At 47.3% G+C, this 12,173-nt stretch carries 14 protein-coding genes and 1 tRNA gene; 10 read left to right on the top strand and 5 right to left on the bottom strand.

The genetic code is table 11. The features are described 5' to 3' along the window. Positions 1–18 precede the first annotated feature (18 nt). From infA to PHG53_05325, 9 genes are all read left to right on the top strand, one after another. Positions 19–234, top strand: coding sequence for a translation initiation factor IF-1 (gene infA / locus PHG53_05365; GenBank protein ID MDD5381051.1), 216 nt, complete (start codon positions 19–21; stop codon positions 232–234). A gap of 45 nt (positions 235–279) precedes the next feature. Continuing rightward, positions 280–393 carry a 50S ribosomal protein L36 gene (rpmJ, locus tag PHG53_05360; protein MDD5381050.1) on the top strand — a complete coding sequence of 38 codons (114 nt, stop codon included), beginning with the start codon at positions 280–282 and terminating at the stop codon, positions 391–393. Positions 394–428: 35 nt separating this feature from the next. Further along, the gene (gene rpsM / locus PHG53_05355) at positions 429–815 is read left to right on the top strand and encodes a 30S ribosomal protein S13 (GenBank protein MDD5381049.1); all 387 of its coding nucleotides are present in this window, start codon (positions 429–431) and stop codon (positions 813–815) included. Positions 816–864: 49 nt separating this feature from the next. Further along, entirely contained in the window at positions 865–1,248 is a 384-nt protein-coding gene (gene rpsK / locus PHG53_05350; protein MDD5381048.1) for a 30S ribosomal protein S11, read from the top strand. Between the two features lie 84 nt (positions 1,249–1,332). Beyond that, on the top strand, positions 1,333–1,965 hold the full coding sequence (rpsD, locus tag PHG53_05345) for a 30S ribosomal protein S4 (GenBank protein ID MDD5381047.1): 633 nt from the start codon (positions 1,333–1,335) through the stop codon (positions 1,963–1,965). 64 nt (positions 1,966–2,029) lie between these two features. Next, positions 2,030–3,034 carry a DNA-directed RNA polymerase subunit alpha gene (locus tag PHG53_05340; GenBank protein ID MDD5381046.1) on the top strand — a complete coding sequence of 335 codons (1,005 nt, stop codon included), beginning with the start codon at positions 2,030–2,032 and terminating at the stop codon, positions 3,032–3,034. A gap of 33 nt (positions 3,035–3,067) precedes the next feature. Next, positions 3,068–3,595 (top strand): 50S ribosomal protein L17, encoded by a 528-nt coding sequence (gene rplQ, locus PHG53_05335; protein ID MDD5381045.1) that lies wholly within the window; start codon positions 3,068–3,070, stop codon positions 3,593–3,595. A gap of 26 nt (positions 3,596–3,621) precedes the next feature. Then, positions 3,622–4,038, top strand: coding sequence for an HIT family protein (locus PHG53_05330; protein ID MDD5381044.1), 417 nt, complete (start codon positions 3,622–3,624; stop codon positions 4,036–4,038). A gap of 80 nt (positions 4,039–4,118) precedes the next feature. Beyond that, positions 4,119–4,192 (top strand) — tRNA-Met (locus PHG53_05325). Positions 4,193–4,249: 57 nt separating this feature from the next. Here PHG53_05325 and PHG53_05320 read toward each other — a convergent pair. Genes PHG53_05320 through PHG53_05305 form a run of 4 tightly spaced genes read right to left on the bottom strand, consistent with a single transcriptional unit; the run spans position 4,250 to position 9,655 of the window. Continuing rightward, positions 4,250–5,731: a sodium/solute symporter gene (locus PHG53_05320; protein ID MDD5381043.1), complete on the bottom strand. Its 1,482-nt coding sequence runs from the start codon at positions 5,729–5,731 to the stop codon at positions 4,250–4,252. Continuing rightward, complete coding sequence (gene murQ / locus PHG53_05315) at positions 5,728–6,633, bottom strand: N-acetylmuramic acid 6-phosphate etherase (protein ID MDD5381042.1); 906 nt, start codon at positions 6,631–6,633, stop codon at positions 5,728–5,730. The genes PHG53_05320 and murQ overlap by 4 nt, the downstream gene beginning before the upstream one ends. Further along, positions 6,633–7,790, bottom strand: a complete 1,158-nt coding sequence (locus PHG53_05310; protein ID MDD5381041.1) for an anhydro-N-acetylmuramic acid kinase — start codon at positions 7,788–7,790, stop codon at positions 6,633–6,635. The genes murQ and PHG53_05310 overlap by 1 nt, the downstream gene beginning before the upstream one ends. Next, on the bottom strand, positions 7,787–9,655 hold the full coding sequence (locus PHG53_05305) for a glycoside hydrolase family 20 zincin-like fold domain-containing protein (GenBank protein MDD5381040.1): 1,869 nt from the start codon (positions 9,653–9,655) through the stop codon (positions 7,787–7,789). Before PHG53_05305 ends, PHG53_05310 begins: the two co-directional genes overlap by 4 nt. 81 nt (positions 9,656–9,736) lie before the next feature. Between PHG53_05305 and PHG53_05300 the strand changes: the two genes are divergently transcribed. Further along, the gene (locus PHG53_05300) at positions 9,737–11,179 is read left to right on the top strand and encodes a YihY/virulence factor BrkB family protein (protein ID MDD5381039.1); all 1,443 of its coding nucleotides are present in this window, start codon (positions 9,737–9,739) and stop codon (positions 11,177–11,179) included. Between the two features lie 9 nt (positions 11,180–11,188). On the opposite strand, the gene PHG53_05295 is transcribed toward PHG53_05300, so the two are convergent. Then, positions 11,189–11,980, bottom strand: a complete 792-nt coding sequence (locus PHG53_05295; GenBank protein MDD5381038.1) for an AsmA family protein — start codon at positions 11,978–11,980, stop codon at positions 11,189–11,191. Positions 11,981–12,173: the final 193 nt, after the last annotated feature.

Raw genomic sequence — 12,173 nt, 5'->3', positions numbered from 1 at the left:
GCAGGAAAGCGAAAAGCTATGGCAGGAAAGGGCACAATAAAATTGCAGGCCACAGTGATTGAAGCGCTGCCGAATGCGATGTTTACAGTGGAGCTGGAAAATGGCCACAGGATTTTGGCGCATGTTTCGGGCAAGATGCGTATGCATTTTATTCGGATTTTGCCGGGTGATACTATTACAGTTGAAATGTCGCCGTATGATTTGAATAGAGGCCGAATAGTTCTGCGAAATTGAGAAATTCGTCCTAAATGAGATAGGACACGAAAGTAGATTGTAAAAATGAAAGTCAGAAGTTCTGTAAAACGTATATGTGAGAATTGTAAGGTTATTCGCCGTAAGGGCGTTGTGCGGGTGATTTGTGCCAACCCGAGACATAAACAGCGCCAGGGTTGATTTTATCGTCGGGCTGAATACGAAAAGGAGCTGATATGCCCCGAATAGTAGGTATTGATATTCCTAGTGACAAATCCATCTTGATTTCGTTGACGTATGTTCATGGTATAGGCCGCCATACTTCAGAAATGATTTTGAAGGAGGCCAAGATTGAAAAAGACGTCAAGGCCAGCAAACTCAGTGAAGATGAGCTTAGCAGGATAACTCAGATTATTGACCATAATTATACCGTGGGAGGCCAGCTTCGCAGGCAGGTCTCTCAAAATATCGCTCGTTTGCGAGATATAGGCTGTTATAGAGGCATACGACACAGAAAAGGTTTGCCTGTTCGGGGCCAGCACACTCAGAGTAATGCGCGAACCCGTAAAGGGCCGAGAAAGACGGTTGCAGGTAAGAAAGGCGTGAAGGAGCAGCGTACATAGTTTGGTCTTGCTGCTCGGAAGTAATAGTTTTGTTATTTGAGGATTTTTAATGCCGACACCGACTGTAAAACGAAAGGTCAAGAAGAATGTCGCCAGGGCTATAGTGTACATAAAAGCGACGTTCAACAATACGTTGATTACAATTACAGACCCCGATGGTGACACAATTTGCTCGGGTTCAGCAGGCTGTGTCGGTTTCAAGGGTTCGCGCAAAAGTACCCCTTTTGCTGCTCAGCAGGCTGCACAGCGTTGTGCCAATATCGCTATGCGTAACGGCGTGCGCGAGATTGAGATTAGGGTTAAGGGGCCTGGTTCTGGTCGCGAATCTGCAATCTCAGCCCTCCAACAGGCTGGATTGCGTATCGCCTCGATAGAAGATGTTACTCCGCTTCCGCATAATGGCTGTCGGCCGCCGAAGCGAAGACGGGTATAAAGTAAAAGGACGCCAAAACGTGTTTTTTATGGCTTGTTATAAAATAGGACGCCTTGAAATGGTTTTTGGAGGTAGATAAAGAAGATGGGACGTTATCTTGGTTCATCTTGTAAACATTGTCGTCGTGAGGCGATGAAGCTGATGCTCAAGGGCGTCAGGTGTGAGACGGCCAAGTGCCCGATCGAAAAGAAACAGCGTAATTTGGGTCCCGGTATGCACGGCTGGCGCAGAGGCAGGCCGAGCGAATATGGTGTTCGATTGCGTGAAAAGCAAAAAGTCAAAAGGTACTACGGCCTTCTGGATCGACAGTTTATGAGGTATTTCCACAAAGCTGAGCGGGTGAAGGGTAATACCGGTGAAATTCTGCTGCAATTGCTGGAAAGGCGTTTGGATAATGTGCTTTATAAGGTGAATTTCGCGCCGTCACGAAAGGCAGCCAGACTCCTGATTAACCACGGCCATATTTGTGTAAAAGGACGGAAAGTTAATATCAGCGATTATATTGTAAAAGTCGGTGACAAGATAACAGTTAAGAGTTCCGAAAAAAGCAAAAAGAAGGTAAAGGGACAATTGGAAAGTAACCCAAACTTTACCACACAAAATTGGCTGCAAGTGAATAGTGAAAATATCGAAGCTACTGTTGTTGCACTGCCCACCAGGGATGATATTCAAATCCCGGTTCAGGAGCAGTTGATTGTAGAGGTCTGTTCGAGGTAGCCGTTTGGTTGGATTTTGCTGGTCAATAACGAATTGTTAATAAACGGTATTATTGGAGGTATATATGCGAGTGACATGGCGTGGTTTGGAATTGCCGACTCATGTTGAACGAGATATAGAGGTTTCGAGTGATAAATATGGCCGATTCTTCATCGAGCCGTTCGAACGTGGTTTTGGCACCACTGTCGGTAACAGCTTAAGACGCGTATTACTTTCTTCCCTTGAAGGCAGCGCCGTAACATCCATTAAAGTGACCGGCGCCGACCATGAATTTACCTCCTTGAAGGGCGTAATGGAAGATGTCACCGAAATAGTTTTGAATGTAAAGAATCTTATTGTTCGGCTCAATGATGAAGGTCCGAAGGTAATGAAAGTTTCGGCCAACAAAGCCGGCGTTGTAACGGCAGCCGATATAGTTGCGGACCCGGCCATAGAATTGATAAACAAAGATGCGGTGTTAGCTACTTTGACTGAGGATGTGAATTTTGAAATGGAAATGGTGGTTGAGAAGGGGCGTGGTTATTTGCCGGCTTCAGAACGAATCGCCGCCGCGGACAGATTTGAGCAGGAACTTGGCAGAATATTGATTGATGCGGTATATTCGCCGGTTACAAGAGTTCGGTACATAACTGAAGACACACGCGTCGGCCAGCGAACCAACTATGACAGGCTGATTCTGGAAATTTGGACCAATGGAACAATTGCTCCGGAGATGGCGCTGGTAGAGGCCGCCAAAATATTCCGTAAGCACATCAATCCGTTCGTGCAATATTTCGGGCTTGGAGAGGAAACCGTTACCGAGCAAATCGTTCTGGAAGAAGCAGCGGCAGAAACGGTGAATGAGGAATTAACCAAAAAACTGAGTATCCCTATTCAGGAATTGGAATTATCGGTGAGGGTTAGCAACTGTCTTGAGGCAATAAAGGTCACAACGGTCGGCCAACTGGTGAAAAAGACGGAAGCCGATTTGCTGAATGTTCGCAGCTTCGGTAAAACGAGCCTGCGGGAAGTCAAAAGAAAACTTGCGGATATCGGTTTGTCTTTGGGAATGACCGGTATTGGTGATTAATTATGATAGTAACAGATAAGAGGATTTGAGCGTATGCGTCATAGAATAGCAGGGCGTCAGTTAAATCGAACAGCCGAGCACCGTTTGGCTATGCGCCGGAATCTGGTCGCTTCACTCATCCAGCACGAAACGATTTCAACGACTCCCGAAAAGGCCAAGGAGGTAAAATCCTTTGCCGAAAAGATGATTACATTGGCCAAAAAAGGTACGTTGGCTGCCAGACGTCGAGCTATTATGCTGCTTGGCAATCGTGATATTGTAGCTGATGAAGATGGTGAAGCTGTCAAAAAGGGCACGGTAATCGGGAAATTGTTCAGTGAGCTTGGCCCCAGATATCTTGACAGGCCGGGCGGTTATACAAGAATTATCCGTCTGTCTCAGAGAAGATTGGGCGATAACGGCCGGCTCGTCCTGCTGCAGTTCGTAGGTGCTGACGAGGGCACAAAAAAACAAACCAAAGCTGCTGCCAAAAAAGCTTCTCGAAAAAAGACTAAAAAAGAGAAGGCCGAAGGTACCGCCGAGGTTAAAAACGAAGCGGACAAATCTGATAAACAGCAGTAACTCATTATTTAGACTACAGGCCTGGAATGAGCGTAAATGGTTGTGTATTTTGTAAAATGGTGGCTGGACAGATTCCGGTTACGAAAATTTACGAAGACGACGTTGTTCTTTCTTTTTTGGATATCGGCCCAATAAGCGACGGTCATGCATTGGTGATTCCCAAGCAGCACTTTGAAAAATTGCATCAGTGCCCTCCTGAAATTTTAAGCCGGGTTGCTTCACAGCTTGGCAAAATCGCCGCGGCCGTAGCGGGTGCGATGAATTCTGACGGCTATAATGTGTTGTGCAATAACGGAAGGACGGCTGGCCAGCTTGTTGACCATTTGCACTTTCACATAATTCCTCGTAACTCCGGCGATGGCGTTTTTAACCGCTGGCCGGCCTATGAATACGAAGAAGGAAAAATCGAGCAAATCGCCGCTAAAATCCGTGAAAATTTATAATTTAATCCTTACCTCTTGATAAAAAATGCTTTTTGTGGTATTTATAGTGTAGCGACAAAATACGAAATACTAGAAATGATCGCGGGGTAGAGCAGTCTGGTAGCTCGTCGGGCCCATAACCCGGAGGTCGCAGGTTCGAATCCTGCCCCCGCTATTAAGACCTGCAGGTAAATGCAGGTCTTTTTTTGCGCATCTCACAAATATCCCTGGTTTATTGCGGCCGCTCTTTTGTCTTAATACAGCTAAACAGGCAGTTCAAAATCAGCGTTATTATTGTGCCGATGACTATCAGCCAGCTCCACGCCAGTTTAATATATCCTTTATGAGACATTAGCAGCAGGGCCGTCACAGATAACGTGCTGATAATCATTGCGATTACGTTGCTGAGGTTGGCCCTTCGTCGTGTCAGCACGCCGAGAATGAAAACGCCGAGAGTTGCGCCTCCAGTCAGGGAAAATATCTCGAATGCGAACCACAATATGTTTTCCACCGATTCGCACGAAAAGGCAATAGTTGCCAGGATGACGCCGAAAGCAACCACTCCCGCCCTCGAAATCATTAAATAGTGTTTTTCCGTCGCGGTTTTTTTGATGAGCGGGCGGTAAATATCCGTCACAAAAGACGAGGCAAGCGAACTTAACGGAGAGTCAATGCTGGCTAATATAATTGCTGAAAGCATCAATCCTTTTAAGCCGGCCGGCAGAGAATTTGTCACAAAGTGCGAAAGGACTTCTTTGGTCCTGCCCGGCTGAATGATGTCAGGGTTCTGTTGGTAGAATACGTAAAGTAAAGTGCCGATCCCCAGATATATGCACAAAATCGGAAGCGCCGCCAATATAGTCATAATAATTGTCTTCTGGCTTGTCTTTCTGGTCCTGACCGTAAGTAACCTTTGCATCAATTCTTGGTCGGTGCCGAAGACAGCTAAGCCGATGAAAAAAGCGTTGATGCTGCCCGCCCAAAAGGTCGTGGGATTATTAAGGTCGAATTTAAAATTAAAAATACTGAGTCGTCCCGCTTCGCCTGCGGTTTGCCATGCGGCGGACAATCCGCCATTTATGTGCAGCGAAAGATAAGTCAGTATCGCAGCGCCCGCAGCGAAGAATACTATCGCCTGATATGCGCCTGCCCAAACCACCGCTTTTATGCCCCCGAATGCGATGAATATGATACTTACCGCCGTAAATACCAGAATTGTTTGTGCCAGACTCCAGCCCATAATAATCCCGACCCCCATGCACGCGGCATACAACCTGATGCCTGACGATATTAACCGCGTAATAAAAAAGAAAATCGAACCCGCATATTGTGTCTCCGGCCCGAAGCGGTGCCTTAAAAATTCATATATGCTCGTGCAGTTGTATTTATAAAATACCGGTATGAACAGAAACGCCACCGCTATGCGTGCAGCAGCCGAGCCGATAAAAAACTGCAGGTACTCCCAGTTCTCGCTGAATGCCGTTGCCGGCACGCCGACGATTGTAAGCGCGCTAACTTCAGTTGCTACGAAAGACAGGCACGCGACAATCGAAGGAATCTTTCTGCTGCCGAGAAAGTAGTCGTTTATATCTTTTTCTTCGCGCCCGAAGATATATGAAATGACAAAGAGAAGTAAAATCGCCGACCCAACGATGATTAAATCAGTTTGACCTATAGCTGCCGCGATATTTTGCGCTAAACTGAAATGAATCATTTATTTTCCCTTATGGCTTTTCTCAATGATTGTCTGCTTTCCTGAAGGATAATATCTGCCCGGCGGGAATCCACATTGCGAAAGTGCATTACGACCGCAGGCTTGACTTTCCCTTTTGCCTGCTCGAGTAATTTCTGAGCCTTTGTTCGTGAAAGGCCGGTCAATTGTGAAACAATTCTTACGGACCTGTCTTGCAGCTTTTGGTTTGTTGCGTTGAGGTCAACCATCAGGTTCCCGTAGACCTTGCCCATTTTAATCATTGCTGCCGTGGTTAGACTATTGAGAACAAGTTTCGTTGCCGTGCCAGCCTTCATCCGTGTTGAACCGCAAATGACTTCCGGCCCTACAATCGGGTTTATGACTATTTGTGCGGGGACGTCTCTGCCTGTTGTCTTGGAACAGGTGATAAAGATAGTGCCTGTTTTTATTTTCGCTGCCTGCCTTAAAGCGCCGCGAACGAAAGGGGTTATACCGCAGGCGGCAATTCCGATAACCACGTCCTTTGCCCCAATCCCCTTTTTTACTATTGCCTTTGCTCCGTCATTTTCGCTGTCTTCAGCTCCCTCTACAGCCCTTACCAGCGCACGTTTGCCGCCGGCTATAATCCCCTGCACTAAAGAAGGTCGAACGCCGAAAGTCGGCGGACATTCCGATGCATCAAGCACGCCCAGCCGGCCGCTCGTCCCGGCCCCAACGTAGAATAATCGTCCTCCTTGTCGAAGGCGCTCTACTATCATATCGACCGCCTTGGCGATATTTTTGCGCTCTTTGCCGACCGCGGGTGCAACAAGCTTGTCCTCGGAATTAATCAGCTTTATTATCTGCTGCGTTGACAGCCGGTCTATCTTTTTACTTTTGCGGTTACTCTTTTCGGTAGTTGGAAGCGGTTTGTGTCTTCTCATTATGCGGGTACTATTTTCCCTAAGATTAATGGTTCCTTTGCCCCGGTAGCGCCGGGGACATTGTTGGCAATCCCTTTAATTGTAGCGTGTGCCAATATGGCAAACGAAATTGCCTCTTTGGCATCGCAGTTAATGCCAAGGTCGCAACTGTCGAGGATTTTAACCCTGCCCAGCTCCTCCCGCAACATCTTAATCAGCGTATCGTTTTTGGCCCCGCCGCCGCACAATATCAGTTCACCCGGCATCGCGGGCAGAAATCGCTTATAGGATAAACCTATGCTCGCTGCCGTAAAAGCCGTCGCAGTAGCTATAATATCTTCGGCGGAAAGTTTTTTTCTCATCGTACGCTTGTATAAGGCATCGCAATATTCTTTCCCGAACATCTCACGTCCGGTCGATTTTGGAGGCCGCTTTCTGAAAAACGGATACCGCAGCATATCACTGAGCAATTTTTTATTAACCGTGCCTCGCCCGGCTATTTTGCCGTTTTGGTCAAATTTCTTTCTGCCCTTCGTTACCAGCCGAACGATTCCGTCGATTATCATATTCCCAGGCCCCGTATCGAAGGCGATAATATCACGCCTTTGACAGTCCGCCGGCAGATAAGTCACATTGGCAATCCCTCCGATATTCTGGATGGCTCGGCTTTTTTTCTTGTCTCGAAACAGGATATAATCTGCGAAAGGTACCAGCGGTGCCCCTTGCCCGCCCGCCGCCATATCTCTTGGCCGAAAATCCGACACCGTCGTAATTCCCGTCCGCTGGGCAATTACCGCCGCCTCGCCAATCTGCAAAGTGCAGTGCCGCTTTGGATTATGATAAATTGTTTGTCCGTGCGACCCTATCAGGTCAATCGTCTTTAAATCTATTCTGCTTTTCCTGCAAAGCTTCAGCACCGCCTCCGCAAATACCTCGCCGATTACAAAATTCAGGTGACTCACATCCGCCGCCCCGGCCTCTTTCGATTCGACAAGTTTGAAGATACCTCGGCGAACCGCATCAGGATACGGAAACGTATCATACGCCAGGACATTTATCTTGTCCTTGTTAATATCAATAATTGCAGCGTCAATACCGTCGGCTGATGTGCCTGACATCAATCCCGCCACGCGCATCCGTGTTTTTCTTTGCAGCTTTGTAATTTCACTTCCTGTCATAATCTCTTCTTCTTATCGGCTAAATGATACGATTCCCGTTCGACTTGTTTAAATAGTTTCATGTTGTCTTTCAATCGCGAAGTTTTATTGCGCAGCAGCCAAAGTTCCTCGAATTCTTCGCTCATCTCTTTTATTGACTTGCCTAATTGCATTAACTCTGACTTGTTAACATCTTTACCCGCTCGCAGCGCCTTTGCTGCCAGTGCCCGCCTGCACGCCAGGCAGTCCATTCGCTCCGCCGCTTTTAGCTCTCTAAGTGCTGTTTTCTCAAATACTTCCGTCGTTCCTGAAGCTTCAGGCCAGCCCTTGCCGTCAGACAACTTGTCCAGAATCCGCCTCAATCCTGCCGGCTTGGTCATATCGATGCAGCTTTGGGCAGGGGGGGCGGTGTGCAGAAGCGGCTCAACCAGCGCATCATATAGCAAAGATTTGTTACGCACCGGTTTTCCGCACATACTATATGTATTGCCTAACAGCGTCAGCTTCTTTGCCATTTTGTTTGTCTTCTGGCCGAATACGTGATAACAGAAATTCTCCGTAAATCTTTTTTCGTCAACCGCTCTGCTGTTCCATGAATGTGCCGCGCCGTGTGCGAAGCTGTGAAGACTTGCTCCGAGAAAGTTGTGATGTCCCCTGTCCCCCCAGTCCGTATTAAGCAGGCCTTCCGCGTTATATCTCCGCCCGGCAGCAGTAAAATTTCTTACGTTTCCCATCGAATTAGCCATCCGCGAGCCGTGCGTCAGCCATCCGCTCGTCCCCGGACAAACCATAAACCGCATCCCTGACTTTGCTATTTCGCCGGTCTTCCCTATATTTTCCCCGTTGCTTTCATACTCCCAGTTGAGAAGTACCATCTCTCGCGGCAGCTTCTTCAATAGCTCTGGATATTTCAGCACCATGTCTGCCCATGCGTTCATCCGTTTCCCGTATTTCTCGCACAGCCGATGTATCTTTAGCAGAAATTCCAGGTATACTTCTCCGGCCCCGATTTGGGTTGCACGTTCTTTGCTGCGCCCTTTGCCGAGTTCCAACGTCTCATCGCAGCAGACATTGAAATCCTCCGCCTCGAATAGCGGAACAAATTCACTGTAAAGTTCGCTGATTAGCTTAATCGACCGTGGGTCGGTCGGACAAAGCGTTGTCCCGCCTGGAAAACCTCGAAATCCCGGCATCTCGCCTAAGTCCCTGTACTTTGGCAGCGACAAAATCTTCTCAAAATGTCCGAAACTCGCTAATGACCCGACAAGTTTTATATGGTGCGCTCGGCAGCATTCCTGCAAAGACAGAATCTCTTCCGCCGTGAATGGGCTGTAACCTTTACCGATATCTGGATGTTGTTTAAAGGCGAAAACGTTTTCCACGTAAAGCTCTAATTCATTAATCTTCCAGTGTGCAAGCCGCTCAACGAGGTCCTTGAGGGTAGCCAGTTTTGGTACTTTTCCGCGGGAGCAGTCGTGATAGATGCCTCGCCTGCGAAAATCCGGCTTGTCTTCTATAACGCACGCTGGCAGCACCTTGCCGTATATTGAAACGAGGTCTCTCAGTGTTTGTAGAGCATAGTATGCTCCAGCGTCTGCTTTTGCATAAACTTCTATTCCATCAGGTGTTACGGCAAGCCTGTATGCCTCGTCGTTTCCGATTTTCTTGTCCCTGTTTACCTTCACAGCCGCTTGACCGAGAGTATTCCTGTCCACGCTGGCTTTGATATTTTTTTCTTTTAAGTCTCTGCTGAGTTGTTCGAGGGGCAGGACATCGACGCTGCGTGGGCTGGCAAGTATCGGCCTCGCGGGCCATCTAAAAATCCCTTTTCCTAAATGGGCCTTTTTTACAGGTATCAGCAATTTCGCAAACTGTCTTCCATCCATTGTTTCAAAAGTATAACAAAACTGCGCCTATGCCACAAGTTCACCACGTTAATCAATTCTCTAATTCCGTTTCGCAGGCGGATGAAGCGAGACGAAAGAGCAGCACGCGATATTAAACAAGCGTTATTGAAAACTGTCCTGATGTTCTGTATAATCTGCCACGGCGGTATTGGGTGGTGTAATTTAGACAAGAAAGGGCCTGTTATGTTCGCAAAATTGATGAATTTTGTCAAAAGGGATATTTGGCGGATACGCCTGAAGGACCATCCTCGCAGCAAATCATTTGCCATCCGGCTTATCCGCATAATTGTTCTTGCCTTTCGCGGCTTTGACGAGAACAAGTGCAGGTTTAGAGCATCTGCTCTGACTTTCTACTCATTGCTTTCGATTGTGCCGGTTATTGCCTTGATGTTCGGAATCGCCAAGGGATTTGGGCTGCAGGAACGCATGGCATCGCAAATTCTCGAAAAGATGAAAGGTCATGAGGAAGTTGCTAATAGGATTATTGCTTTTGCTAATTCACTTCTCGACCGGGCCAGTGGCGGTGTCGTAGCTGGTATAGGTGTCGTTTTCTTGTTTTGGACTATTATCAGTTTACTTGGCAGTGTTGAAGGTTCCTTTAACGATATATGGGGCGTAGTTAAGCCGAGGACTTTTGGTAGGAAATTCAGCGATTACCTGATAACGATGCTCGTATGCCCGATTTTGTTGGTAGTAGCCGGCGGGGTAACTGTTTTTCTCTGCGGCCAGATTCAAACCATAATCGAAAAAATTCCAGTATTGAGAAACTTTGGGCCGGTGTTCTGGTATGTGATGAAGTTGCTGCCTTATATTACAGTCTGGGTTTCTTTCACGTTTATTTTCATTTTTATGCCGAATACGAAGGTGAGATTTGTATCTGGCCTGATAGCCGGCATAGTCGCAGGAGCTTTATTTCAGTTTGTTCAGTGGGCATACGTCAATTTCCAGGTTCAGATTACCACGAGATACGCTATATACGGCAGCTTTGCGGCGCTGCCTTTGTTTTTACTGTGGCTTCAGATGAGCTGGCTTATTGTTTTATTCGGCGCCGAGGTGTCGTTTGCCCATCAAAATGTCGAAACGTATGAGTTTGAACCCGATTGTTTGTCGGTCAGTAAATTGTTCAAAAAGCAGCTTTCCTTGCTTATTGTGCAGCGGTCGGTGAAAAAGTTTTGCAACGCTGAAAAGCCGGTCGATGCCCGTTGGTTTTCGCACGAACTGGAAATTCCGATTCGATTGGTCAGGCAGATTTTATACGAACTGTCAGAGGCTGGAGTATTGTCGGAGGTCGGGAATGGCAAGTACAACGAGTTTGCCTATCAGCCCGCCGTTGACGTTGAAAAAATCACGATAAAGTTCGTCATTGACCGGCTTGAGCAGTATGGCACTACCGATATACCAGTGGCCAAAGTAAGCGAGCTGGATAAGCTCTCCAATTGCCTGCGGCAATTCGGTGAAACTATTGAAAAATCACCGGCGAATGTTCTTCTGAAAGATCTATAGTCGGTATATTTATTTCTTGAAGAGTCCCTTGATGCCTTCAAGGGCTTCTTTTCCGGAGTCGAGTGCTTTCTTACCTTCTTCGGTTGCGGCTTTGCCCATCTCGGTTGCCTTGTCAGCCGAAGACCCGATGCCTTTCACCATTTCGTCAGGCAGTACGCCGGCGCCTTGTTTGGCAACACCTGTCGCTATTGCTTTGAGGACCTTCGCTGCCAGTATGCCTATGCTGAGCTTTTTATCAGTCCCGAGATTATCCATAATTATCGGGTCGAGTTTCAAGCTTATAGTGTCGCTTTTCCCGGGAACAGGCAGCACCTTGACTCTGACGTCTGTGTTGGTTATCTCTAGATGATTGATAAGCAGGTTCTTGCCTTCTTCCTTCGGCTCTGCTTTCTTCTCCTCTTTGGGCAGATTGTCCAAAACTTCTTTGAGATTGTTCGACAGCCCTTTTTGCTCCATTGTCAGCTTCGTGTCGTCGAGTTTTACAAGCTGTATCTTGACGGTGTCACTCATTAGCGAGCCGATATTAAGATTGACCGTTGCCTCGCCGAGTTCCAGCAGGGTTTCGTTGGCATAACCCGGCGGGTTTTTCACAACCAGCCCCTGTACGATGACACGGCCCCGTAAAATCGACAGGTCTATGTCCTTTATTGTGACAGGCACGCCGAGGGCGGAGCTGGCCGCCTTTTCAATGCCGCTTTTTATCAGGCTGGTGCCGACAAGAAAGAATGCGGCTGTGAGAATAACCAGCAAAATCACCAGAGGCAGCACAATAGATTTTAAAACTGTTTTTTTTGTTTTCATTTTTTTTCTCCCGTGGCTTTTATGGTTTATTTGCCTTAAAAAATTTCGCTTTCTTGTGCTGACCTTGAATTCTACCCGAAGCGGCTGGCAAGGCAAAGGGAAAAAGCAAAAGGCCGCGTTAATTTGTTTCCGCGGCCTTTTGCAGGATATTCCGGATTTTAGTCAGAGTCGCCTATAGCGGCTCTGATAATTT

It is taken from the genome of Phycisphaerae bacterium, assembly GCA_028714855.1.
Taxonomy (GTDB): domain Bacteria; phylum Planctomycetota; class Phycisphaerae; order Sedimentisphaerales; family Anaerobacaceae; genus CAIYOL01.
Note: the sequence above shows the minus strand (reverse complement) of the source record. Positions and strands in the feature narration are given on the sequence as shown.

What these genes read in the sequence shown, in the direction of transcription:
- PHG53_05330 (MDD5381044.1), top strand. Translation starts at nt 3,622, where the DNA reads ATGAGCGTAAATGGTTGTGTATTTTGTAAAATGGTGGCTGGACAGATT.
- PHG53_05320 (MDD5381043.1), bottom strand. Translation starts at nt 5,731, where the DNA reads ATGATTCATTTCAGTTTAGCGCAAAATATCGCGGCAGCTATAGGTCAA.
- rpsM (MDD5381049.1), top strand. Translation starts at nt 429, where the DNA reads ATGCCCCGAATAGTAGGTATTGATATTCCTAGTGACAAATCCATCTTG.
- PHG53_05300 (MDD5381039.1), top strand. Translation starts at nt 9,737, where the DNA reads ATGAAGCGAGACGAAAGAGCAGCACGCGATATTAAACAAGCGTTATTG.
- murQ (MDD5381042.1), bottom strand. Translation starts at nt 6,633, where the DNA reads ATGAGAAGACACAAACCGCTTCCAACTACCGAAAAGAGTAACCGCAAA.
- infA (MDD5381051.1), top strand. Translation starts at nt 19, where the DNA reads ATGGCAGGAAAGGGCACAATAAAATTGCAGGCCACAGTGATTGAAGCG.
- rpmJ (MDD5381050.1), top strand. Translation starts at nt 280, where the DNA reads ATGAAAGTCAGAAGTTCTGTAAAACGTATATGTGAGAATTGTAAGGTT.
- PHG53_05295 (MDD5381038.1), bottom strand. Translation starts at nt 11,980, where the DNA reads ATGAAAACAAAAAAAACAGTTTTAAAATCTATTGTGCTGCCTCTGGTG.
- PHG53_05340 (MDD5381046.1), top strand. Translation starts at nt 2,030, where the DNA reads ATGCGAGTGACATGGCGTGGTTTGGAATTGCCGACTCATGTTGAACGA.
- rpsD (MDD5381047.1), top strand. Translation starts at nt 1,333, where the DNA reads ATGGGACGTTATCTTGGTTCATCTTGTAAACATTGTCGTCGTGAGGCG.
- PHG53_05305 (MDD5381040.1), bottom strand. Translation starts at nt 9,655, where the DNA reads ATGGATGGAAGACAGTTTGCGAAATTGCTGATACCTGTAAAAAAGGCC.
- PHG53_05310 (MDD5381041.1), bottom strand. Translation starts at nt 7,790, where the DNA reads ATGACAGGAAGTGAAATTACAAAGCTGCAAAGAAAAACACGGATGCGC.
- rplQ (MDD5381045.1), top strand. Translation starts at nt 3,068, where the DNA reads ATGCGTCATAGAATAGCAGGGCGTCAGTTAAATCGAACAGCCGAGCAC.
- rpsK (MDD5381048.1), top strand. Translation starts at nt 865, where the DNA reads ATGCCGACACCGACTGTAAAACGAAAGGTCAAGAAGAATGTCGCCAGG.